The following is a 21,087-nucleotide window of genomic DNA, read 5'->3' on the forward strand; positions in this document are numbered from 1 at the left end:
CTGGCAAATTGCGACGGCCCTCACTCGGTGTGCTCACCTCCGCCCTTGCCCTGGCAACCCTCACGACAGGATGCTCGAAGAACGTGGACGACCTCGGCTATACCCCCGTCACACTCGGTGTCGAAGAGGCCCGGGCCAGGACGAAGAACATCTCCAGCCAGATCTTCGACATGATCGGCATCAAGCAGGGCAAGACGACCGAGCCCGGCCCCGGCGTCTCCACCTGCGATGAGGACTCCGAGCATCTCTTCATGTCACGTCACCCGTGGTCGCTCTACGGCGTTTCTCCCGACGAACTGACACAAGGTTTCCAGCGACTCAAGGAGGCCCTGCCCAAACGCGGCTGGAAGATCGTCGAATACGGACCCAATTCAAGCGCCAACAAGAACCTCGAACTCACGGCGGACTCCGAGACAGACCACTACGCGGTCAACGCCGAACTGCGCGTCACAGGAGAATCCGGCAAGGAGCAGCCCCTAATCCTGGTCAACGTCGTCTCCGGGTGCTTCCGCGCCCCCGAGGGCACCGACCTCAACGGCATCTACTGAGACGGCGACAGCCTACGGACCGCCGGTCGTGACGCGGGACAGACGCCAGGCTGTTCACCTACGAGTGCCGAGTGCCCCCGTGGCTGTTGCAGACGAAGGCGTACACACGGGCGGTGTGCCGCTGTCTCCTGTGACGAGGCATTCGGCGCCCACCGGATGGATGTCGACACCAGCGGCCACAGCGACTTCTGAAAATCGGGACTCCTTGAGTCTGAAGAACCAGGCCTACGTTGTCACCGGCACGTACTCCCGCGTGGAAGAGGACCGGGGCCTCTCGTTTGGTTCTCGCTGGGCTCGCGTGCCCCGGCACCGCGCCTCGCAGCGTTGTTGTCGGTCTCCGACGCTCTGCGTCGGCTCCCTCCTCCGCCTTGCGATCCACAGCACCGGACCTCGCTCCCTGACCCAGCCAGACCCAAACGAAAGACCCTAGTGGCGCCCAACACCAAGAGGAGCCAGAGTCGCCCGCTCGGCGTACTTCTCTCCGCTCTCGCTCTCGCCACCATCACGATGGGATGCTCCAAGAACATGGACGATCTCGGATACACGCCCACCACGCTCGGCGTCGAGGAGGCCCGGTCCAAAACGAAGGACGTCTCCAGCCAGATTTTCGACATGATCGGCATCAAGCAGGGCAAGACCACCGAGCCCGGTCCAAGTATCTCCCCCTGTGAACAGGACCCCGAGCGGCTCTTCCTCTCCCGCCACCCGTGGTCGCTCTATGGCGTGTCCGAAGAGGAATTGAAGCAGGGCTTCGCCCGCCTCAGGGAAAACCTTCCCAAGCGCGGCTGGAAGATCGTCGAGTACGGCCCGAACAAGAGCGCCGCTAGAACCCTCGAACTCACCGCAGACTTCGAGAAGGAGCGCTTCTCCGTCAACGCTGAGCTCAATATCGGTGGTGAGCCGGAGAAGGACCACGTGTCCGCGGACGATGAACCCCTGATCCTGGTCAACGTCGTCTCCGGGTGCTTCCGCGCCCCCGAGGGCACCGACCTCAACGGCATCTACTGAGACGGCGACAGCCTACGGCCCGCCGGTCGCGATGCTCGGCAGACGTCCGCGCGGGCACCACAGGAGGGCAGCCCAGTGAACAGGCCACGCCGCAGCGATGAGTTTTGACGGCGGTCCCGGTCTGCCCTGTATGGAAACGAAACCGGAGACGAACGACACGACCGACGCGGGCACCGGCCTGCCCGATCTCGCGCCCGTGTGCCGCGGGGTGGCCGGGCTGCTCCACGCGATCACCGACGACCAGCTCGGCGGGCCGACGCCCTGTCCCGAATACACGGTGGGAGACATCCTCGCGCATCTGATCGGACTGACGGTCGGCTTCCGGGACGCCGCCCACAAGAAGCTGGGCCCGACGACCGATACGCCTCCCGGCTCGGGGCCGGCGCCCGCGCTGGCGGACGACTGGCGTGACATCCTGCCCAGGCAGCTCGACGAGTTCGCGACCGCCTGGCGCTCCCCCGCGGCGTGGCGGGGGGACACCCGGATCGGCGGTGTCGATCTGCCGGGTGCGGTGACGGGGCTCGTGGGGCTGAACGAGGTGCTCGTCCACGGCTGGGACCTGGCGCGGAGTACCGGCCAGCCCTACGCCCCCGACGAGGCGAGCCTCCAAGCGCTGTACACGATGCCGGCCCTCGGGTCGGGGCCGGAACAGGACCGCCCCGCCGACGGTCCCTTCGGGCCCCCGGTCGAGGTCCCCGAGGACGCCCCGCTGCTGGACCGGGTGGTGGGTCTGACCGGCCGACGCCCGGACTGGAAGCCGGGGGCATAAGGGGGAAGGCAGCGCAACGGGGCCCGCCCGGCTCACCACCACCCGTTGCCTCGCCTCCGCCAAGCCGGACTGACCGTCCAAGGGCCGGGGGGCCCTGTGGCCGGTCGGTCCGGGCCTGACGCCTCGGTCAGGAACCGGCCGGGCGGCCGGTCTCCGGGGCGTCAGGTCGCCATGGGCGAGGCATGGACGATGCGATGCGCCGGCCGGCACTGCGCGCAGGAGGGCTCTGGCCGCCCCTGAGGCCGGGAGTCCGCAGGAACGATCTCTCCTTCCGTGCCCGGGTCGATGTCCTGTCCCAGACAGGTGAGAAGCAGGTCGGCTCCGGACGGGTGAGAAGCAGGTCGGGTCCGGACAGGTGAGGAGCAGGCCGGCCAGATCGGTGCCCGACCGGCCCGCTTCAGCGGCCCGTGCGGGTCCGTGCCCTTCGCACCCCGGACGCGCACCGGCGGTTTCCTCCCGTAGCGGCGATTCCTGGCTCCCCATCAGGCCCCACGGCGCGCCGGCGAGCCGCCCACTCGACAGCCGAATGTCGTATTCCGGAAACCCTTGACACTTCCTGATCGCTCGGAGGAGCATCCTGTCCGTTCACTGACAACGTTGTCGGCAGGCCACTTCCGGGTGGAGAACGGCGCGCCCGCTTCCGGCGCGCCCACCTTCCGTCACACATGAAGGGCAGGAACGGTGTCAGACTCACTCGGTCGGCGTGTGCGCCGGACCCATCCGAACGGCCGGGCTCTCCCGAGACCCCGGCTTCTCGGCTCCGTCGCGGCGGTCGCCGTGGCGGCCCTGGCGATGGCCACGGCCGTCGCACCCGCCTCGGCCGCGTCCGGACGCGGCGAAGTCAAGAACCCGGTCTCGTACGTCGATCCGCTGATCGGCTCGTCGAACGCGGGCAACACCTATCCGGGCGCGGTGACGCCGTTCGGCATGCTGGCATGGAGTCCGCAGAACTCCCGCGGCAACCAGGTCTCGACACCCGCTCCGGGCGGCTACCAGTACGACGCGACAAAGATCCGGGGCTTCAGCCTCACGCATCTCAACGGTGTCGGCTGCTCCGGGGCCAACGGTGACATCCCGGTCATGCCGTACGTGGGGGAAGTCGACTCCTCGCCCACGGCCGACACCACCGACGCCACGTACGCGAGCACCTTCTCCCACAGCAACGAGACGGCGCGGCCCGGCTACTACAAGGTCGGCCTGGACAGCGGCGCGTCCGCGGAGCTGACCGCGACCTCCCGGACCGGTTCAGGACGGTTCGGTTTCCCGGCCGACAAGCCGGCCAGCATGCTGTTCCGCACATCCAACTCCGAGAGCGGCAGCACCGACGCCACCGTACGGGTGGACGCCGCCGCCAGGACCGTGACCGGTTCGGTGAGCGCGGGCAACTTCTGCGGCCCGCAGAGCGCGAACAACCGCAAGGACCTGTACACGCTGTACTTCACCGCCCACTTCGACCGGCCGTTCGCCAAGGTCGGCACCTGGACGGACGGGACGGTGCGGCCCGGCTCCACCTCGGCCACCGGGGGTACGGGCTTCAGCTCGTCCGGCAACCCGGTGGCGGGCAAGGGCTCGGGCGCGTACGTCACCTTCGGCAAGGGGACGCGCGAGGTCGGCGCGAAGGTGGCGATCTCCTATGTGAGCCCGGAGAACGCCGAGGCCAACCTCCGCGCCGAGAACCCGCCGCACAAGAGCTTCGACGGTGTCGCCTCGGCGGCGGCCGGAGCGTGGCAGGACGAGCTGAACAAGATCAAGGTGAGCGGCGGCACCGACGCACAGCGCACCACGTTCTACACGGCGCTCTACCACTCGATGCTCGAACCCACCCTGACCAGCGATGTCGACGGCCGGTATCTCGGCGCCGACCGCAAGCCGCACAAGCTGGCCAAGGGGCAGAAGGCGCAGTACGGCACGTTCTCCGGCTGGGACCAGTACCGCGCGCAGGTGCAGTTGATGACCCTGCTCAACCCGAAGGCCGGCAGCGACTACGCGCAGTCCCTGTTCAACTATGCCGGGCAGCGCGACGGCGAATGGGACCGCTGGCTGCTGCAGAACGGCAAGACAAGCGTGATGTCCGGCGACCCGTCGGACGCGGCGCTGGCCGGCATCTATGCCTTCGGCGGCCATGACTTCGACGTCAAGGGCGCCCTGCGGTCGCTGATCAAGGCCGCGACCGTGCCGACGGCGAACGACTCCGACAGCGCGGGCTGCAATGTGGAGTGTGTGGGCCAGCGCCCGGCGCTCGACAAGTACCTGGCCCTCGGGTACGTACCGGCCGACGGCTGCCACTGCTGGGGCGGAGCGGCGGAGACCCTGGAGGACGCGGCGGCCGACTACGGCCTGTCCGAACTCGCCCGTCACACCGGCGACCGGGCAAACCAGAAGAAGTTCCTGGAGCGCTCCGGGAACTGGATGAACGTCTTCGACCCGAACGCCACCCCCGGCGCCGGCTACATGCGTGACCGCAAGTCCGACGGGACATGGGCCGGCGGATCGTTCAGCCCCGGCACCGAGAGCGGATTCGTCGAAGGCAGCAGCGCCCGCTACACCTGGATGGTCTACTCCGACGTGGCCGGCCTCGCCCGCGCCATGGGTGGTCCCGAGGCGGCGGAGGCGCGGCTCGACGCGTTCTTCCGTACCCCGGACGGCGCCTTCGACTTCTCGGCCAAGGACCCCACCCGGTACGACCCGACCAATGAGCCCGACATCAACACGCCGTATCTCTACAACTACCTGGGCTCGCCCTGGAAGACACAGGAGACGGTCCGCGCGGAGATGGACACGCTGTGGACCGACGCGCCGGGCGGCATCCCGGGCAATGACGACGCGGGGACGATGTCGTCCTGGTACGTCTTCTCCGCACTGGGCATGTATCCGCAGGTCCCCAGCCGCGCCGACCTGGTGCTGTCCGCGCCGCTCTTCCCGCACGCCGTGATCCGTACCGGCCACGGCAAGACGATCACGGTCAACGCCCCCCAGGCCTCCGCGGACAACAAGTACATCCAGTCGCTGCGGACCAACGGCAAGAAGTCCGGCAAGCCGTGGGTCCCGGCGTCCTTCGTCACTCGCGGCGGCACCCTGGACTACACCCTGGGGAGCAAGCCGAACACCTCCTGGGGCAGCGCGCCCGCCGATGTCCCGCCGTCCTTCCGCGAGGGCGGAGTGCCGTTCTTCACGGGGACCAGCCCGGGACTGGTGAAGGCCGAGCCCGGCGGCGCGGCGGCGGACTCGACCGTCAAGGTGCAGTCGTTGCAGGACGCGGCCACCACGGTGCACTGGGAGGCCACCGCGCCTGCCGGTGTCACGGTGACCCCGTCCGAAGGTGACTTCGCGGTACCGGGCGGCGGTCTGGGCAGCGCCAAGATCTCCGTCACGGCCTCGGCCGGCACCCGGCCGGGCTTCTACTCCGTCCCGGTGACCTTCACCTCCTCCTCCGGCGCCGCGCTGCCGAAGGGATCGCTGGCGGTGACGGTCGCCGCACGGAACAGCGTGCTGTGGAATCTCAACAACAACGGCATCTCCGCCGACGACACGAACCCCGGGGCCAACTTCGACGGTGGCGGCTGGAGTTACTCGGCCGCGTCGCTCGCCGCCGCGGGAGCCAAGCCCGGTGGCACCGTCTCCGCCGCCGGGTTCGACTTCCTCTGGCCGGAGGTCAACGCCGGTGAGCCGGACAACATCGAGGTCGTCGGGGGAGGCCAGGTGCTGGATGTCCCGGCGTCCGCCGACGCCACGAAGCTGAGTCTGCTGGGCAGCGCCGCCAATGGCGCCACCACCGGGACCGTGACGCTGACGTACACCGACGGTACGACCCAGCGGGCGGAGATCGGTTTCAGCGACTGGACGCTGAACGGCGGTTCCGGACAGCCTCAGTTCGGCAACACGGTGGCCGTGCACACCACGTACCGCGATGTCTCGGGCGGCGGTACGGACCCGGTGGGCACGGATGTCTTCGCCACGGCGCCGATCGAACTGGCCGCCGGTAAGACGCTGGCGAGCGTGACCCTGCCGGACACGACCTCCGGTGGCACGATCCACGTGTTCGCGGTGGCGACCGCCTGACCGGACCCGTTGAACGCCGACGGCCCGCACCGCCACAAGCGGTGCGGGCCGTCGGCGTTCACGCTCCGGGCGCTCTCGGCGCGGTGTCAGGGCGCGGTGACGGACGGCGCCGGAGCGGGCTCGGCGGGTTCCGTCTCCGGGCGGCGCTTCCGGCCGAGGTGGTTGAAGACCAGGTTGAGGACGACGGCCACCACGCATCCGGTGCTGATGCCCGAGTCGAGCACCACCATCAGGTCCTCAGGAAAGGCGCGGTAGAAGTCAGGTGCGGCGATCGGGATCAGCCCGATACCGACGGCCGCCGCGACGATCAGCGCGTTCTCGCCCTTCTCCAGCGCGGCGGTGGCCAGGGTCTGGATGCCGCTCGCGGCGACGGAGCCGAAGAGGACGATGCCGGCGCCGCCGAGGACCGGCAGCGGGACGAGTGCGATCACGGAGGCCAGGACCGGGCAGAGGCCCAGCAGGACCAGGATGCCGCCGCCGGCCGCGACAACGAAGCGGCTGCGGACCCCGGTCATGGCGACCAGACCGATGTTCTGTGCGAAGGCGCTGCACATGAAGCCGTTGAACAGCGGGCTGACGGCGCTGCCGAGGGTGTCGGCGCGCAGTCCGGCCCTGATGGTCCGCTCGTCCGCCGGCCGCTCCACGATCCTGCCGAGGGCGAGCATGTCGGCGGTGGACTCGGTCATACAGACGAGCATCACGACGCACATGGAGATGACGGCCGCGACCTCGAACTGCGGAGCACCGAAGTGGAACGGCGCCGGGAAGCCGATCAGGGCGGCGTCCTCGATGGCGTCGGTGCTGGTCATCCCGAGCGGGATCGCGACGACCGTGCCCGCGACAAGGCCGAGCAGGATGGCGATCTGCTGGAGGAAGCCGCGCAGCAGTTTACGCAGTGCCAGCACCACGACCAGGGTGAGTGCGGCCATCGCGATGTTCCGGATCGAGCCGTGGTCCGCGGCGGAGGTATCGCCACCGCCCGCCCAGGTGAAGGCCACGGGAAGCAGCGAGACACCTATCAGGGTGATGACGGTGCCGGTGACCACGGGCGGGAAGAAGCGGACGAGCTTCGAGAAGTACGGAGTAAGGACAAAGCCCAGCAGACCGGCGACGATGATCGCGCCGAAGATAACGGGGAGTCCGTCGGCGCCGCGCTCCTTGCCGATGGCGATCATCGGGGTCACACCGGCGAAGGAGACCCCGTTCACAAACGGCAGCCGCGCGCCAACCTTCCAGAGGCCGAGGGTCTGGAGGAGGGTGGCCATTCCCGCGGTGAAGAGGCTCGCGCCCATCAGGAACGCGGTGTCCCGGGCGTCGAGGCCCACGGCAGGGCCCACGATCATGGGTGGCGCCACCACACCGGCGTACATGGCGGCCACATGCTGGAGGCCGCCGGTGAATGTTTTACCGGCCGGGAGCCTCTCGTCGACCGGATGCCTCCGGCCGGCGGCGGTGCCGGTTTCCCCGCCCGTTTCGCTGCCGGCGGCTATGCAGGGGTCGGTATCGGCGGCGCGCGTGTCCTCCTCACCGCGTCCCGTTCGAAGCTTGCCGGTCCTGGGCCGACTGGCCACGGCTGTTCCTCCGGTCGGTTGCGCGTCGTGGCGACGCGGTTGTCAGGGAGGTGGTCCCGGTGCTGGGGCGGCGCCGCGTCAGTCCCCCGCGGCGATCCGCGCGAGGCGTCGGGCCTCGCTCCGTGTGGCGCGGGCGATCTCGTCCTCGTCCACCGTGGTCAGGCGGTTGTCCTCGACGACGGTCCGTCCGCCGACGAGGGAGAGCGTCACCGGGGCCGCCGCTCCGAAGACCAGTGCGACGACCGGGTCCGCGATGGAGGCATGGGCCAGCGTGTCCAGTTTCCACAGCACGAGGTCGGCGAGCTTGCCTGGCTCGATCGATCCTGTCTGGTGCGCGCGGCCGAGCACCCGCGCGCCACCGTGGGTACCGAGACGCAGCGCCTGACGGGCGGTCAGCGCGGCCTCGCGATGGGCGCCGAGCCGGTTGATCAGAAGCGCGTTGCGCAGCTCGGTGTGGAGTTCGCCCGACTCGTTGGAGGCGGTGCCGTCAACGCCGAGGCCGACCGGCACACCGGCCTTGAGCATGTCGGGGACCCGGGCGATACCGGCGCCCAGCCGGGCGTTCGAGGACGGGCAGTGCGCGACGCCGGTGCCGGTGCGGGCGAAGGCCGCGATGTCGGAATCGTTCATATGGACGCAGTGGGCCATCCACACATCGGGGCCGAGCCAGCCGGCCGACTCGAAGTAGTCGGTCGGTCCCATGCCGAACCGCTCCTTGCAGAACTGCTCCTCCTCCACGGTCTCGCTGCCATGGGTGTGCAGCCGCACGCTCTTGCCGCGAGCCAGCTCCGCCCCCTGCTTGAGGAGTTCGGTGGAGACGGAGAACGGCGAGCACGGCGCGACCGCGATCTGGGTCATCGCGTCGAAGGAGGTGTCGTGGTACGTGTCGATGGTCTCCTCGGTCGCGGCGAGCGCGTCTTCGAGGGACTCCACCGCGAAGTCCGGCGGCAGACCGCCGTCCGACGTCCCCCGGTCCATGGAGCCGCGGGCGAGGGTGAAGCGTACGCCCGTCTCGGCGGCGGCCCCGATGATCGCCCCGGACAGATCGCCCGAGCCACGCGGATAGACGTAGTGGTGGTCCATCGCGGTGGTGACTCCGCCGCGCGCCATCATCGCGAGAGAGCCCCGCGCGGCCGCGCGGACCATCGGCTCGTCGATACGCGCCCAGACCGGATACAGCGCGACCAGCCAGTCGAACAGATTCTGGTCGGTGGCGAGTCCACGGGTGATCCACTGGTAGAAGTGGTGGTGCGTATTGATCAGGCCCGGTGTGACGAGGTGGCCGGTGCCGTCGATACGGCGGACCACATTCTCCAGACCGGCCGGGGCCCGGCCCGCGCCGACCGACTCGATCCGGCTGTCCGCGACGACGACATGACCCGAGGCGTACTCGGTGTCCCGTGCGTCCACGGTCGCGATGGCGCAGTTCTCGATGACGATGCGCGAGGCCGCCATGGTGATCCCTCTTCCTGACGTCGGGCTTCCGGTGACTTCCGGGTGACCGCGGGCTGCCGGTGACTTCCGGTGAGGCGGAGCTCAGAGATTGGTCATGTCGTGCGGGATCCGCGGCTCGGTCCCGTCGCGCAGGACCGTGGCCTCGATCAGCCCGTACGGACGGTCGGCCGCGAAGTAGACAGCGCCGTCGGCGGTCTCGTTCGTGAGCCCGAACGGCTCAAGATCAACAAGGAAGTGATGTTTGTTCGGCAGCGAGAACCGGATCTCGTCGATCTCGTCGCGGCTTTCGATGATCCCCGAGCCCATCTGGTAGAGGGTCTGCTGGAGCGAGAGGGAGTACGTCCGCGCGAAGGCCCCGAGCAGTTGCCTCCTGGCCTGCTCGTAGGAGTCGTCCCAGTCCGGCATCGTCTCGTCCCCGCCCGACCAGCCGTAACGCCATCTGGCGGACACCTCGGTCGCGAGGACGCGGTCATGCGTCTCCTGGAGCGTTGTGTACGTGTCCCTGACGAAGCCCCAGAACTCCGAATCCGTCGTATTCATCACGGTCAGATCCTTCAGACCGGAGATGACCTCCCATTTCTCCCCGTCGAAGGTGATCTGGGCGACCCGGGTCTCCTGGCCCTTGCGGACGAAGGAGTGCCCGGTCTCGTCCGCGCCGGTCCCGGAGTCGCCGCCGGAGGTGCCGATGCGCTCCCAGGCGTACTCCTCGATCCGTATGCGCGCCCGGTGTATCGGCTCCTGGCTGGTCACGAAGTGCCGGGCCAGCCGTATGCCGAACTGCTCCGCCGACTCGATGCCGTGCTCCTTGGCGAACGCGTACACCGTGTTCTTGGTGGTGTCGGTCGGCAGGACATGGGCGTTCGAGCCGGAGTAGTGCACCTCGTCGAGATCGCCGGAGAGCGCGACCGAGACATTCAGGTCCTTGATGTGATGCGTCCGGCCGTGCCGCGTGATCCTGACGACGCGGGTCTCCGCCTTGCCGTACTGGTTCTGACCGAGAATCGTGGGCATGTCTGGTGGAACCTCCCTTACGGATCCTGCCGGGCGCCGCACCTCACGGCGTCGTCCCGCCCCGTCTGCCGGGACAGCGCTCAGCTCCCCCGGTAGACGGAATAGCCGAACGGACTGAGCAGCAGCGGTACGTGGTAGTGCTCGCCGGGGCTGACGGTGAAGGTGACCGTGACCTCGGGGAAGAACGGCGATTCGCCGTCCCCCGGCCGAGGAGCCGCCTGGCCCGCCCCGGCTCTTTCCGAGGCTTCGGATGCTTCGGATGCTTCGGAGGCGAGGTACCCCTCCGTCTCGAACGCGAGACGCACCTGCGTGGTGCCCTCCGGCAGCGTCGGCAGGTCCTTGCAGCGCCCGTCCGCTCCGGTCCGCGAACCCCCGAGCGCTGACCAGTCCTCGTACGGGCCGCCCCGGGCGGCGAGGGTGACGGCGACGCCCACGGCGGGGCGCCCGGCGCTGGTGTCCAGGATGTGCGTGGACACCGAGGTGGTGGTGTCGGTGTTCATGACCGCCGGTCTCCCTCCTCGTGTGCCTCCGGCTCTCCCCCGGATCCTTCCCGCGATTCCGCCGCGAGCCCTTCGGCCAGACGGGTCAGCCGGATCCGGTTGATCTTGCCCAGTTCGGTGCGTACGTTCGCGCGCTCCCGCTCGGGTGTGTTGCCGATCCGGGCCTTCAGCGCGTCACGCATCTCCTCCGCCGTCGCGCCGGTCGCGCAGATCAGAAAGACATGGCCGAACCTGTCCTGGTAGGCGAGGTTCAGTTCGAGCATCTCAGCCCTGAGCTCCGCCGGGGCCCCGGACATCCCGCGCTGCTCGCGGGAGGAGACCGGGTCTCCGGGGGCGGGCCGGCCGATCGGCGGATGGCCGGCCATCGCCTCGGTCAGATCGTCCGTCCCCAGCGCGCCCGTCGCCGCGTCACTCGCGGCCAGAAGGGCGTCCAGGGTGGCGTACGGGCGCCGGCTGAGCAGCTTGCCGCTCCACGCCGGACTGGCGCACACCTCGTGCAGTGCGGCCAGGGCCGCGCTGTCCGTAAGGGCGTTGAACCGGGCCAGTCCCGGTGTCGGTGTCGACGTCACGACAGCCTCCGTGGCTCTGCTGGGCGGGCTTCGCACAGCTAGGGCCTCTCGTTTGGGTCTTGCTGGGCCGGCGTGCCCCGGCACCGCGACCCCGCTCCCTGAACCAGCCAGATCCAAACGAAAGACGCTAACGCCCTCGGCCACATCACGTCAACAATTTGTTGAAATCCTGTATACGGCAGCCGCCGCCGGGGCGCGGCTACTCACTCTGGGCGGCGCTCTCGCGGTTGAGGTAGTTGTAGACGGTGAAGCGACTGACGCCGAGCGCGCTCGCCACCGTCTCCACGCCATGGCGTACCGCGAAGGCACCCCTGGCCTCCAGCACCCGGACGACCGACTGCTTGGACTTGCGGTCCAGTTGGGCCAGCGGCACACCGTGCCCGCGCTCCAGGGCCGCCAAGATGCGGTCGAGGGACTCCGAAAGCTGGGGCAGCCGCACGGCCAGCAGGTCCTCGCCCTCCCAGGCGAGGACGACATCGTCCGGCCGGGCCTCCTGGGGTGCCATCAGTTCGCCGCCCATGGCATCGACCAGCGGCCTGACCGCCTCGACGAACGGATGGTCCCGGGGTCCTGTCACCGCCCGCCCTCCCCGGCACCGATCACATTGACCTGGAGCGAGATCCGCGTCGCACCGGCGGCCAGCGACCGGCGCAGCAGGGTGTCCACCGTGCCCAGCACCGCTTCCGCGCCGCCTTCCGCCGTATTGCCGAACGGGCCGACGTCGACGGAGTCCAGCTCGGCGTCCTGGACGACCTCGCGGGCCACCACCGCGTGGGCGGGCACCTCGTCGAGGTCGAAGGGTTCGGTCGTGAACTCCACTCGCAATCGCACCGAACCTCCACTGAAACACTGGGACATTCAGGGTCGTCGCGGCGTCCGTGTGCCCCAGGAACCCGCACCCGACCCTAACGGACACCCCGGCCGCGCCGGGAGGCACCGCACAATCGGCCGCTCCATCGCCCGCGCCTCTCCCCGCGCAAGGCGTCGGCAAAATGGCCGGTCCCACTTGACAGTCATGAACCACACAGGCAGGCTTTCCATCAAGCAGAATAATACTTCCGCCATACGGAAGGAGCGCCTGACCTCTCATGGCCCCTCACCCCACGGACAGGCGCGGCGCCGACCAGCGCTTCGATGTGAACCTGTCCATCCTCTTCACCGAGCTCCCGCTTCTGGAACGCCCCGCGGCGGCGGCCGCCGCGGGCTTCACCGCGGTGGAGCTGTGGTGGCCCTGGACCGACACGCCCACCCCGCCCCGGGCCGAGCTCGACGCGCTGAAGAAGGCGCTCGACGACGCCGGCACCAGGCTGGTGGGGCTGAATCTCTACGCCGGGCGGTTGCCGGGGCCCGACCGCGGCGCGCTCTCCGTGCCCGGTGAGGAGTCCGACCGCTTCCGCGCCAATATCGAGGTCGCGGCCGAATTCGCCGCCTCCGTGGGCTGCACGGCGCTCAACGCGCTGTACGGCAACCGCGTCGAGGGGGTCGACCCGGCGGCCCAGGACGCACTCGCCCTGGAGAATCTCGTACTCGCGGCGCGCGCGGCCGGCCGGATCGGCGCGACCCTGCTGATCGAGGCGCTCAACAAGCCGGAATCGCCGCGCTATCCGCTGGTGAGCGCGGAGTCCGCGATCGCGGTGGTGGACCGGGTCAACGCGGCGACGGGGCTGGGCAACGCCGCGTTCCTGCTCGACCTCTACCACCTGTCGATGAACGGCGAGGACCTCAACGAGGTCATCGACCGGTACACCGCCAGGACCGGCCACGTACAGATCGCGGACAACCCCGGCCGGGGCGCACCGGGCACCGGATCGCTGCCGCTCCAGGAGTTGCTGGACCGCCTGGACAAGGCCGGTTACGAGGGCTGGGTGGGCCTGGAGTACAAGCCGGGCTCCCGCCCGAGCGCCGAGGCATTCGGCTGGATCGCCAACTGACCGTTCCGACGCGTGCGTTGAGAGAGGGACCTCGATGAGCAATCTCCCCAAGGTCGCATGGATAGGTCTCGGGATCATGGGGTCGCCCATGTCCGAGAACCTCATCAAGGCCGGTTACCCGGTGACCGGCTTCACCCTGGAGCAGGACAAGCTGGAGCGGCTGGCGGCGGCCGGCGGGACGGTCGCGGGCTCGGTCGCGGACGCCGTGCGCGACGCCGATGTGATCGTGACGATGGTCCCGGCCTCCCCCCAGGTCGAGGCGGTCGCGTACGGCGAGGGCGGCATCCTGGCGAACGCCCGGCGCGGAGCGCTGCTGATCGACATGTCCTCGATCACCCCGGTGACATCCGTGGACCTCGCGAAGAACGCGGCGGAACGGGGCATCCGGGTCCTGGACGCGCCGGTCTCCGGCGGCGAGGCCGGGGCGGTCGAGGCGGTCCTCTCCATCATGGTCGGCGGTGAGGAGGCCGACTTCGAGGAGGCCCGGCCACTGCTGGACGCCCTCGGCAAGACCATCGTGCGGTGCGGCCCGCACGGAGCGGGACAGACGGTGAAGGCCGCCAACCAGCTCATCGTGGCGGTCAATATCCAGGCGTGCGCGGAGGCGGTGGTCTTCCTGGAGAAGTCGGGCGTGGATCTGACCGCCGCGCTGGACGTCCTCAACGGCGGCCTGGCCGGCTCGACCGTGCTCACCCGTAAGAGGGACAACTTCCTGAACCGGGACTTCAAGCCCGGCTTCCGGATCGATCTGCACCACAAGGACCTGGGCATCGTCACCGACGCCGCCCGCGAGGTCGGTGCCGCGCTCCCGGTCGGTGCCGTGGTCGCCCAACTGGTCGCCTCCCTGCGCGCCCAGGGCGACGGCGGTCTGGACCACTCGGCGCTGCTGCGCTCCGTCGAGCGCCTCTCCGGCGGGCAGGTCTGACCCGACCACCCTGACGGTCGGTCCGCCCGGAACCGCGTACCGGCCCCCAGAACCCGGGCAGCGGCAGCGCTGACACCTGTCCTTGTCGCGCCCAGGCGCTGCCGCCGCCCGGACCCACTGCTCCGCCTGAGCACCGCCGGACCCGCCCGGACACCGCCGGAACGCCGGCGCTTCGCCCGGTACCGCCTCCGTCCCGCCGGCGCGTCTCCGGCGGCTGAACACAACGGCCGGCCCCGCACCCGATCTCCCGGTGCGGGGCCGGCCTTCCCCCCTCAGTGGACCTGCCTCCGCGGCGGACCCGGTCGCCGGTCAGGCCAGCGGCAGAATCTCCGTGGGCGCGTGCCACGGCTCCGTGGCGAGATCCTCGAACTCGTTCACGCTCGCGATGTCGCTGCCGCTCATCGAGATATTGGTGACGCGCTCCAGGATCGCCTCGACGACCACCGGTACGCGGTACTCGGCGGCCAGCTTCTTGGCCTCCTCGAACGCGGGCAGCAGCCGGTCCGGCTCGGTGACCCGGATCGCCTTGCAGCCCAGGCCCTCGGCGACCTTCACATGGTCGACGCCGTAGACGCCCAGTTCCGGCGAGTTGAGGTTCTCGAACTCCAGATTGACCTCGAAGTCGATGTCGAAGGCGCGCTGCGCCTGGCGGATCAGTCCCAGATACGAGTTGTTCACCAGCACATGGACATAGGGGATGCGGTGCTGGGCGCCGACGGCCAGTTCTTCGAGCATGAACTGGAAGTCGTAGTCGCCGGAGAGCGCCACCACCGTCGCCCCGGGATCGGCGGTGGCGACTCCCAGCGCGGCCGGAATGGTCCAGCCGAGCGGACCCGCCTGGCCGCAGTTGATCCAGTGGCGCGGCCGGTAGACGTGCAGCATCTGCGCGCCCGCGATCTGGGAGAGGCCGATGGTGGTGACATAGCGGGTCTCGGGGCCGAAGGCGCGGTTCATCTCCTCGTACACACGCTGCGGTTTGAGCGGCACGTCGTCGAAGTGCGTACGGCGGTGCAGGGTGGCCTTGCGCTCGCGCGCGGAGGCGGCCCACGCGCCGCGGTCGCGCAGTTCGCCGGCCGCCTTCAGCTCCCTGGCCACCTCGATGAAGAGCTCCAGCGCCACCCCGGCGTCGGAGGCGATGCCGTAGTCCGGCGCGAAGATCTTGCCGAGCTGGGTGGGCTCGATGTCGACATGGACGAACTTCCGGCCCCGCGTGTACACATCGAGCTTGCCGGTGTGGCGGTTGGCCCAGCGGTTGCCGATGCCGAGGACGAAGTCCGACTCCAGGAAGGTCGCGTTGCCGTAGCGGTGCGAGGTCTGCAGGCCCACCATGCCGGCGTTCAGCTCGTGGTCGTCCGCGATGGCCCCCCAGCCCATCAGGGTGGGAACGACCGGGACACCGGTCAGTTCGGCGAACTCGACCAGCGCGCCGGCCGCGTCGGCGTTGATGACGCCGCCGCCGGCGACGATCAGCGGACGCTCGGACTCGTTCAGCAGCCTGACGGCCTTCTCGGCCTGCGCGCGGCTGGCGACGGGCCGGTAGACCGGCAGCGGCTCGTATGTCTCCGGGTCGAACTCGATCTCGGTGAGCTGTACGTCGACCGGCAGATCGATGAGAACCGGACCAGGACGGCCCGAGCGCATCAGATGGAACGCCTGCTGGAAGACGCCGGGGACCTGGGCGGCCTCCAGGACGGTCGTCGCGGCCTTGGTGACGGGCCTGGCGATTGAGGCGATGTCGACGGCCTGGAAGTCCTCCTTGTGGATCACCGCTGTCGGCGCCTGACCGGTGATGCAGAGGATCGGGATCGAGTCGCCGAGCGCCGAGTACAGGCCGGTGATCATGTCGGTCCCGGCGGGCCCTGACGTACCGACACAGACGCCGATGTTGCCCGGATGCGTACGGGTGTAGCCCTCGGCCATGTGCGAAGCGCCCTCGACATGGCGGGCGAGCGTGTGATGGACACCTCCGGACGCCTTCAGGGCCGCGTAGAAGGGGTTGATCGCGGCGCCCGGCACACCGAACGCGTGTGACACACCTTCGCGCTTGAGGATCTCAACTGCCGCTCGGGCAGCGGTCATTCGAGGCATGGAGTGCTCCTGCTCCGGTCGGGATTCGGGCTCTGTCGCGCCACCTGAGAGTCGATTCCGTATTGCGGAAGTTTAGTTCTGCTATATGGAATTAATCTAGGACGCCGGTGATGCGGCGTCAAGGGATGGCCGAAGACGCCCCTGGGGCCTCGCCGTTGCCGGACGATAGGGACCACGGAGCACGGCCTGAGGAGGTCCTCGTGGGAGAGCTCGTCCCGGTGCACTGCCCGTCGTGCGGGCGCCGCCACGCCTTCACGGCGTCGGCCTACCCGTGCGCCTGCGGCGCTCCGGTCGCACCGCCGCTGGTCACGGGCGCGGCCGTGAAGCCGATCACGCACCGCACCTGGGCGGAGGAGTGGGTGCCGGTCCGCTGCGGGGCATGCGGGCGGGAGGACCACTGGCCACAGCCGGAGCTGGGCTGTCCGTGCGGCTCCGTGCTGCGGATTCCGGTGCGTCCTTCGCGGGCGGGCGCGGCGCCGCCGCTCGTGCCGGGCGCCGCGGCGCCGGACTCCGCCGGACGGCCGCCGCAGGAGCCGCCGGAACGCCCGCCGTTCAGCCCGCTCACCATCCGTACGGCCCACGACGCCGTCACCGCCGCGGCGCTCTACCTCCGCTGGCTGGGCTTTACGAGCGTCGTCCAGGCCGAGGAGCCGTCGCCCTCCGGCATCGACCTGCGCGGCCCCGACCTGGTCGCCCAGGTCGACCCGACCACCAGCGCGACCTCACCGCGCTCGGTCGAGTGCCTCTGGCTCAACGGCCTGACCGCCTCCGCCACGAGTGTCTTCTTCTCGCTGGCCGGTTACACGGACGACGCCCTCGCCCGCGCGGACGACGTCGGCCTGCCGCTCTTCACCCTGGACCTCACCGGCACGCCGCAGCCGGTCAACGGACCGGCGGAGGAACTGGTCGCCTCCGGCGCCGGGCGCTGACCGCCGGAGAGGCCCCACCGGCCAAGGGCCGTCCCGGCGCCCTACGCCGCGAACCGTTCCCGCAGCTCGATCTTCCTGACCTTCCCGCTGACCGTCATCGGAAAGGCTTCCACGATCTCCAACCGGCGCGGGATCACACAGGCCAGGATCTCCTCGCCGTACTTCGCGTCCGGCACCCCCACCACCGAGAGGGTTTCTCCCTTCACGAACCCGCCGCCGGCTTCGCCGTCACCGCAGATCCCCCTCGTCGTACTCGGCCTCCGAACCGGCGGCCGTCCGCTCGCGCAGCTCGATCCGGCGGATCTTCCCGGACACGGTCTTGGGCAGCTCGGCGAATTCGAGGCGGCGCACGCGTTTGTACGGAGCGAGGACCGCGCGCGAGTGGGCGAAGATCACCTTCGCGGTGTCGGGCCCCGGCTCCCAGCCCTCGGCGAGCACGACATACGCCTTGGGCACCGCCAGCCTCAGCGGATCGGGCGCGGGCACGACTGCGGCCTCCGCGACCGCCTCGTGCTCCAGCAGCGCGCTCTCCAGCTCGAAGGGCGAGATCTTGTAGTCCGATGCCTTGAAGACGTCGTCGGAACGGCCGATGTAGGTGATGTAGCCGTCGGCGTCGCGCGAGCCGATGTCCCCGGTGCGGTAGTACCCGCCGGCCATCGCCTCCGCGGACCGGTCGGGCTCTCCGTGGTAACCGGTCATCAGGCCGACAGGACATGCGGAGAGATCGAGGCAGATCTCGCCCTCCTCCGCGCCGGGCGCTCCCGTCACCGGGTCGAGCAGCTCGACCTTGTAGCCGGGTGTGGGACGGCCCATGGAACCGGCCTTGAGGAGCTGACCGGGCGAGTTGGCGACCTGGACGGCGGTCTCGGTCTGCCCGAAGCCGTCCCGGATCGTGACGCCCCACTCGCGGCGGACCGTCTCGATCACCTCCGGGTTCAGCGGTTCACCGGCCGCGACGGCCTCGCGCGGAGGTGTGCGCAGTTGTGACAGGTCGGCCTGGATCAGCATCCGCCACACCGTGGGCGGTGCGCAGAAGCTGGTGACCCCGGCCCGGTCCATCTCCTCCATCAGCCGGGCCGCGTCAAAACGCGTGTAGTTGTGGATGAAGACGGTGGCCTCTGCGTTCCAGGGGGCGAAGAGGTTCGACCAGGCGTGCTTGGCCCAGCCGGGCGAGGCGATGTTCATATGGACATCGCCGGGCCTGAGCCCGATCCAGTACATCGTGGCCAGATGGCCGACCGGATACGACACATGGGTGTGCTCGACGAGCTTGGGACGGTCGGTCGTGCCGGAGGTGAAGTACAGCATCAGCGGATCATCCGCACGAGTGACGCCGTCGGGCTCGAAGGTCGCCGGCCGCCCGTACGCCTCCCGGTACGAAAGCCAGCCGGCGCCGCCTCGGGACGCGTCCCCGGATCCGTCTCCGCCCACCACGATCCGGGTGAAGTCACCCGGCACGTCGGCGAACTTCGCGGTGTCCTCGGCACGCGCGATCACATGGCCGGCCCGGCCGCGCTCGACACGGTCGCGCAGATCGGCGGGGCCGAGGAGCGGTGTGGCGGGGATGACGACGGCCCGCAGCTTCATGGCGGCGAGCGCCGTCTCCCACAGCTCGACCTGGTTGCCCAGCATGACGACGATCCGGTCCTCGGCCCGTACGCCCTGCTCACGCAGCCAGTTGGCGGCCCGGTTGGAGCGCGCGGACATCTCGGCGAAGGTGACACGGGTGCGGCTGCCGTCCTCCTCGACGATGTGCAGGGCGAGGCCGTCGTTGCCCTCCGCGATCCGGTCGAACCAGTCCAGCGCCCAGTTGAAACGCTCGGGACGCGGCCAGGCGAAGCCGTCGTACGCCGCGGTGTAGTCCTCCCGGTGCGCCAGGAGGAAGTCCCGGGCCGCCCTGAACCGTTCGGTCGGACTGCTCTCCGGCCCTGCCGTCATATGTCCTCCTCGTTCGCCTGGCTGCCGCGCGCTCCGCGTGCCCCGCCCTCCGGGCGGACAGCGCCACTTTGCAACACGCCCTGGCATCGTGTAACCAGTGACGCGGGTCTCACCACCCCCGGACGGGGGTGGCGGCGGACCCGGCGGGAGGATACGGACGTGGCCGAAGCGGTGGAGGCGGTGGAGATACGGGCTGCGCTGCTGCGGCTGCGCAGGACGACCGGACTGCCGGTGGCCTTCGGCGGACTGCTGCACGATGCCGGACAGCTCCGCATCGCCGAGCTGAACGGCGCCTCGACCGGCGCGCTGCGCGGCCTCGCGATCTCCTCGGGCAATGGGCTCGGCGGCAAGTCCATCGCCCTGTCCCGGCCGTGCGCGGTCACCGACTACCGCGTGGCGCGGCACATCAGCCACGAGTACGACGCGGCGGTGGCCGCCGAGGGCCTGCGCTCGGTGCTCGCGGTGCCCGTGGTCGTACGGCGTACGGTGCGCGGGGTGCTGTACGGCGCGCTGCGCAGCGCGCTGCCGATCGGCGAGCGGACCTTCGACGCGGCGGTCGCCGCCGCCCGGGACGTGGAGCAGGCCCTGGTCGTGCGGGACGAGGTGGAACGGCTGCTGGCCCTGAGCCGTGAGCCGGCGGCGGGCCCCGTCGCGTGGGAGGAGGTACGCGCGGCCCACAGCGAGCTGCGCGCGCTGGCGCCGCGGATCGTGGACCCCGCCCTGCGCGGCGAGCTGCTGGCGGTCTGCGGCCGGCTGGCGGGCGCCGCCGTACCGGCGGGGCCCCCGCCGCGTGTGCTGCCGGTGGCCCTCGCACCGCGCGAGGTGGACGTCCTGGCCTGCGTCGCCTCGGGCTCGACGAACGCGGCGGCGGCGGAGCTGCTGGGACTGCGCCCGGAGACCGTGAAGGGCTATCTGCGCTCGGCGATGCGCAAGCTGGGCACCCACACCCGGCTGGAAGCGGTGGTGGCGGCCCGGCGGGCGGGCCTGCTGCCCTGAACACCCCGGAAGGCCGCCCGGGCCCCCGCCCCGCCCTATGCTGACCACGCCCTGGGGCGTATCGCGACAGTGGCTGTCCGCCCCGGCGGCGGGGGCCGGAGGAGGTAACGCATGGTGTCCACGGAACGTCTGCTGGCATTCGCCGCCGTGTCCTTGCTGGTAATCGCCGTCCCGGGACCGAGCGTGCTCTTTGTGATCGGCCGCGCCCTGGCCCATGGGCGGCGGACGGCGCTGGCGACCGTGGTCGGCAATGTGATCGGCTCGTACGCCCTGGTGGTCGCGGTCGCCCTGGGTGTCGGCGCGCTGGTGGAGCGGTCGGTGACCGTCTTCCTCGCGGTAAAGCTCGCGGGCGCGTTGTATCTGGTCTTCCTGGGCGTGCAGGCCTTCCGGCACCGCAAGGACATGCGGGCCTCGGACATGTCCGCGCCGGCGGGGCCCGCACGCGGTGATCTGCGGACCGTCGGGGACGGTTTCGTGGTGGGGATCACCAACCCGAAGGGTGTGGTGTTCTTCGCGGCGGTGCTGCCGCAGTTCGTCGACCACTCGCTGGGCCGTCTGCCGGCGCAGATGCTGCTGCTCGGGCTGGTACCGATCACGATCGGCCTGATCACCGACACCCTCTGGGGCCTGGGCGCGGCCGCCGCCCGTACCTGGTTCGCCCGCTCGGAACGCCGGCTGTCGATGGTGGGCGGCGCGGGCGGCTTCGCGATGATCGGGCTGGGTGTGACGGTCGCGGCCACCGGTCGCGCGGACTGAGCCGCGGTCCGGCGCGCGGCCCGCCGCCGAGCGA

At 70.1% G+C, this 21,087-nt stretch carries 19 protein-coding genes; 9 read left to right on the plus strand and 10 right to left on the minus strand.

Annotated elements, in window-relative coordinates; translation table 11 throughout:
• The first annotated feature begins 8 nt into the window (after positions 1 to 8).
• The 4 genes from ABZ707_RS05205 (at position 9) to ABZ707_RS05220 (ending at position 6,384) form a co-directional block, all read left to right on the plus strand.
• Positions 9 to 548 carry a hypothetical protein gene (locus ABZ707_RS05205; protein WP_360167988.1) on the plus strand — a complete coding sequence of 180 codons (540 nt, stop codon included), beginning with the start codon at positions 9 to 11 and terminating at the stop codon, positions 546 to 548.
• 525 nt (positions 549 to 1,073) lie between these two features.
• Positions 1,074 to 1,556 carry a hypothetical protein gene (locus ABZ707_RS05210; RefSeq protein WP_360167991.1) on the plus strand — a complete coding sequence of 161 codons (483 nt, stop codon included), beginning with the start codon at positions 1,074 to 1,076 and terminating at the stop codon, positions 1,554 to 1,556.
• 130 nt (positions 1,557 to 1,686) lie between these two features.
• Positions 1,687 to 2,325 (plus strand): TIGR03086 family metal-binding protein, encoded by a 639-nt coding sequence (locus ABZ707_RS05215; protein WP_360167994.1) that lies wholly within the window; start codon positions 1,687 to 1,689, stop codon positions 2,323 to 2,325.
• Between the two features lie 792 nt (positions 2,326 to 3,117).
• The gene (locus ABZ707_RS05220) at positions 3,118 to 6,384 is read left to right on the plus strand and encodes a GH92 family glycosyl hydrolase (RefSeq protein WP_360168450.1); all 3,267 of its coding nucleotides are present in this window, start codon (positions 3,118 to 3,120) and stop codon (positions 6,382 to 6,384) included.
• Positions 6,385 to 6,470: 86 nt separating this feature from the next.
• On the opposite strand, the gene ABZ707_RS05225 is transcribed toward ABZ707_RS05220, so the two are convergent.
• The 7 genes from ABZ707_RS05225 to ABZ707_RS05255 form a co-directional block, all read right to left on the minus strand.
• On the minus strand, positions 6,471 to 7,874 hold the full coding sequence (locus tag ABZ707_RS05225; protein ID WP_360168453.1) for a nucleobase:cation symporter-2 family protein: 1,404 nt from the start codon (positions 7,872 to 7,874) through the stop codon (positions 6,471 to 6,473).
• A 159-nt stretch (positions 7,875 to 8,033) separates the two neighbouring features.
• Positions 8,034 to 9,410, minus strand: coding sequence for an 8-oxoguanine deaminase (locus ABZ707_RS05230; protein WP_360167997.1), 1,377 nt, complete (start codon positions 9,408 to 9,410; stop codon positions 8,034 to 8,036).
• 81 nt (positions 9,411 to 9,491) lie between these two features.
• Positions 9,492 to 10,421: a factor-independent urate hydroxylase gene (pucL, locus tag ABZ707_RS05235; RefSeq protein WP_360168000.1), complete on the minus strand. Its 930-nt coding sequence runs from the start codon at positions 10,419 to 10,421 to the stop codon at positions 9,492 to 9,494.
• A gap of 80 nt (positions 10,422 to 10,501) precedes the next feature.
• Entirely contained in the window at positions 10,502 to 10,921 is a 420-nt protein-coding gene (gene uraH / locus ABZ707_RS05240; RefSeq protein WP_360168003.1) for a hydroxyisourate hydrolase, read from the minus strand.
• Entirely contained in the window at positions 10,918 to 11,490 is a 573-nt protein-coding gene (gene uraD, locus ABZ707_RS05245) for a 2-oxo-4-hydroxy-4-carboxy-5-ureidoimidazoline decarboxylase (RefSeq protein WP_360168006.1), read from the minus strand. Before uraD ends, uraH begins: the two co-directional genes overlap by 4 nt.
• Positions 11,491 to 11,689: 199 nt before the next feature.
• Positions 11,690 to 12,067, minus strand: coding sequence for a helix-turn-helix domain-containing protein (locus tag ABZ707_RS05250; RefSeq protein ID WP_360168009.1), 378 nt, complete (start codon positions 12,065 to 12,067; stop codon positions 11,690 to 11,692).
• Entirely contained in the window at positions 12,064 to 12,321 is a 258-nt protein-coding gene (locus ABZ707_RS05255; RefSeq protein WP_360168012.1) for a hypothetical protein, read from the minus strand. Before ABZ707_RS05255 ends, ABZ707_RS05250 begins: the two co-directional genes overlap by 4 nt.
• A 257-nt stretch (positions 12,322 to 12,578) precedes the next feature.
• Between ABZ707_RS05255 and ABZ707_RS05260 the strand changes: the two genes are divergently transcribed.
• Together ABZ707_RS05260 and ABZ707_RS05265 are read left to right on the plus strand one after the other, a co-directional pair.
• On the plus strand, positions 12,579 to 13,421 hold the full coding sequence (locus ABZ707_RS05260; protein ID WP_360168015.1) for a TIM barrel protein: 843 nt from the start codon (positions 12,579 to 12,581) through the stop codon (positions 13,419 to 13,421).
• A 34-nt stretch (positions 13,422 to 13,455) separates the two neighbouring features.
• On the plus strand, positions 13,456 to 14,346 hold the full coding sequence (locus ABZ707_RS05265; protein WP_360168018.1) for a 2-hydroxy-3-oxopropionate reductase: 891 nt from the start codon (positions 13,456 to 13,458) through the stop codon (positions 14,344 to 14,346).
• Positions 14,347 to 14,655: 309 nt separating this feature from the next.
• Here the strand turns inward: ABZ707_RS05265 and gcl are convergent, their stop codons facing one another.
• Positions 14,656 to 16,434 carry a glyoxylate carboligase gene (gcl, locus tag ABZ707_RS05270; RefSeq protein WP_360168021.1) on the minus strand — a complete coding sequence of 593 codons (1,779 nt, stop codon included), beginning with the start codon at positions 16,432 to 16,434 and terminating at the stop codon, positions 14,656 to 14,658.
• A gap of 200 nt (positions 16,435 to 16,634) precedes the next feature.
• On the opposite strand from gcl, the gene ABZ707_RS05275 reads away from it, so the two are divergent.
• The gene (locus ABZ707_RS05275) at positions 16,635 to 17,363 is read left to right on the plus strand and encodes a hypothetical protein (RefSeq protein ID WP_360168024.1); all 729 of its coding nucleotides are present in this window, start codon (positions 16,635 to 16,637) and stop codon (positions 17,361 to 17,363) included.
• A 41-nt stretch (positions 17,364 to 17,404) separates the two neighbouring features.
• Here the strand turns inward: ABZ707_RS05275 and ABZ707_RS05280 are convergent, their stop codons facing one another.
• Both ABZ707_RS05280 and ABZ707_RS05285 read right to left on the minus strand, forming a co-directional pair.
• Positions 17,405 to 17,569 (minus strand): hypothetical protein, encoded by a 165-nt coding sequence (locus ABZ707_RS05280; RefSeq protein ID WP_360168474.1) that lies wholly within the window; start codon positions 17,567 to 17,569, stop codon positions 17,405 to 17,407.
• A 22-nt stretch (positions 17,570 to 17,591) separates the two neighbouring features.
• Positions 17,592 to 19,301, minus strand: coding sequence for an AMP-binding protein (locus ABZ707_RS05285; protein WP_360168027.1), 1,710 nt, complete (start codon positions 19,299 to 19,301; stop codon positions 17,592 to 17,594).
• 159 nt (positions 19,302 to 19,460) lie between these two features.
• On the opposite strand from ABZ707_RS05285, the gene ABZ707_RS05290 reads away from it, so the two are divergent.
• Together ABZ707_RS05290 and ABZ707_RS05295 are read left to right on the plus strand one after the other, a co-directional pair.
• Entirely contained in the window at positions 19,461 to 20,297 is an 837-nt protein-coding gene (locus ABZ707_RS05290) for a helix-turn-helix transcriptional regulator (RefSeq protein ID WP_360168030.1), read from the plus strand.
• A 111-nt stretch (positions 20,298 to 20,408) separates the two neighbouring features.
• A complete protein-coding gene (locus ABZ707_RS05295) occupies positions 20,409 to 21,053 on the plus strand; it encodes a LysE family translocator (RefSeq protein ID WP_360168033.1) in 645 nt (214 codons plus the stop codon).
• Positions 21,054 to 21,087 lie beyond the last annotated feature (34 nt).

Source organism: Streptomyces sp. NPDC006923 (assembly GCF_040635655.1).
Classification (GTDB): domain Bacteria; phylum Actinomycetota; class Actinomycetes; order Streptomycetales; family Streptomycetaceae; genus Streptomyces.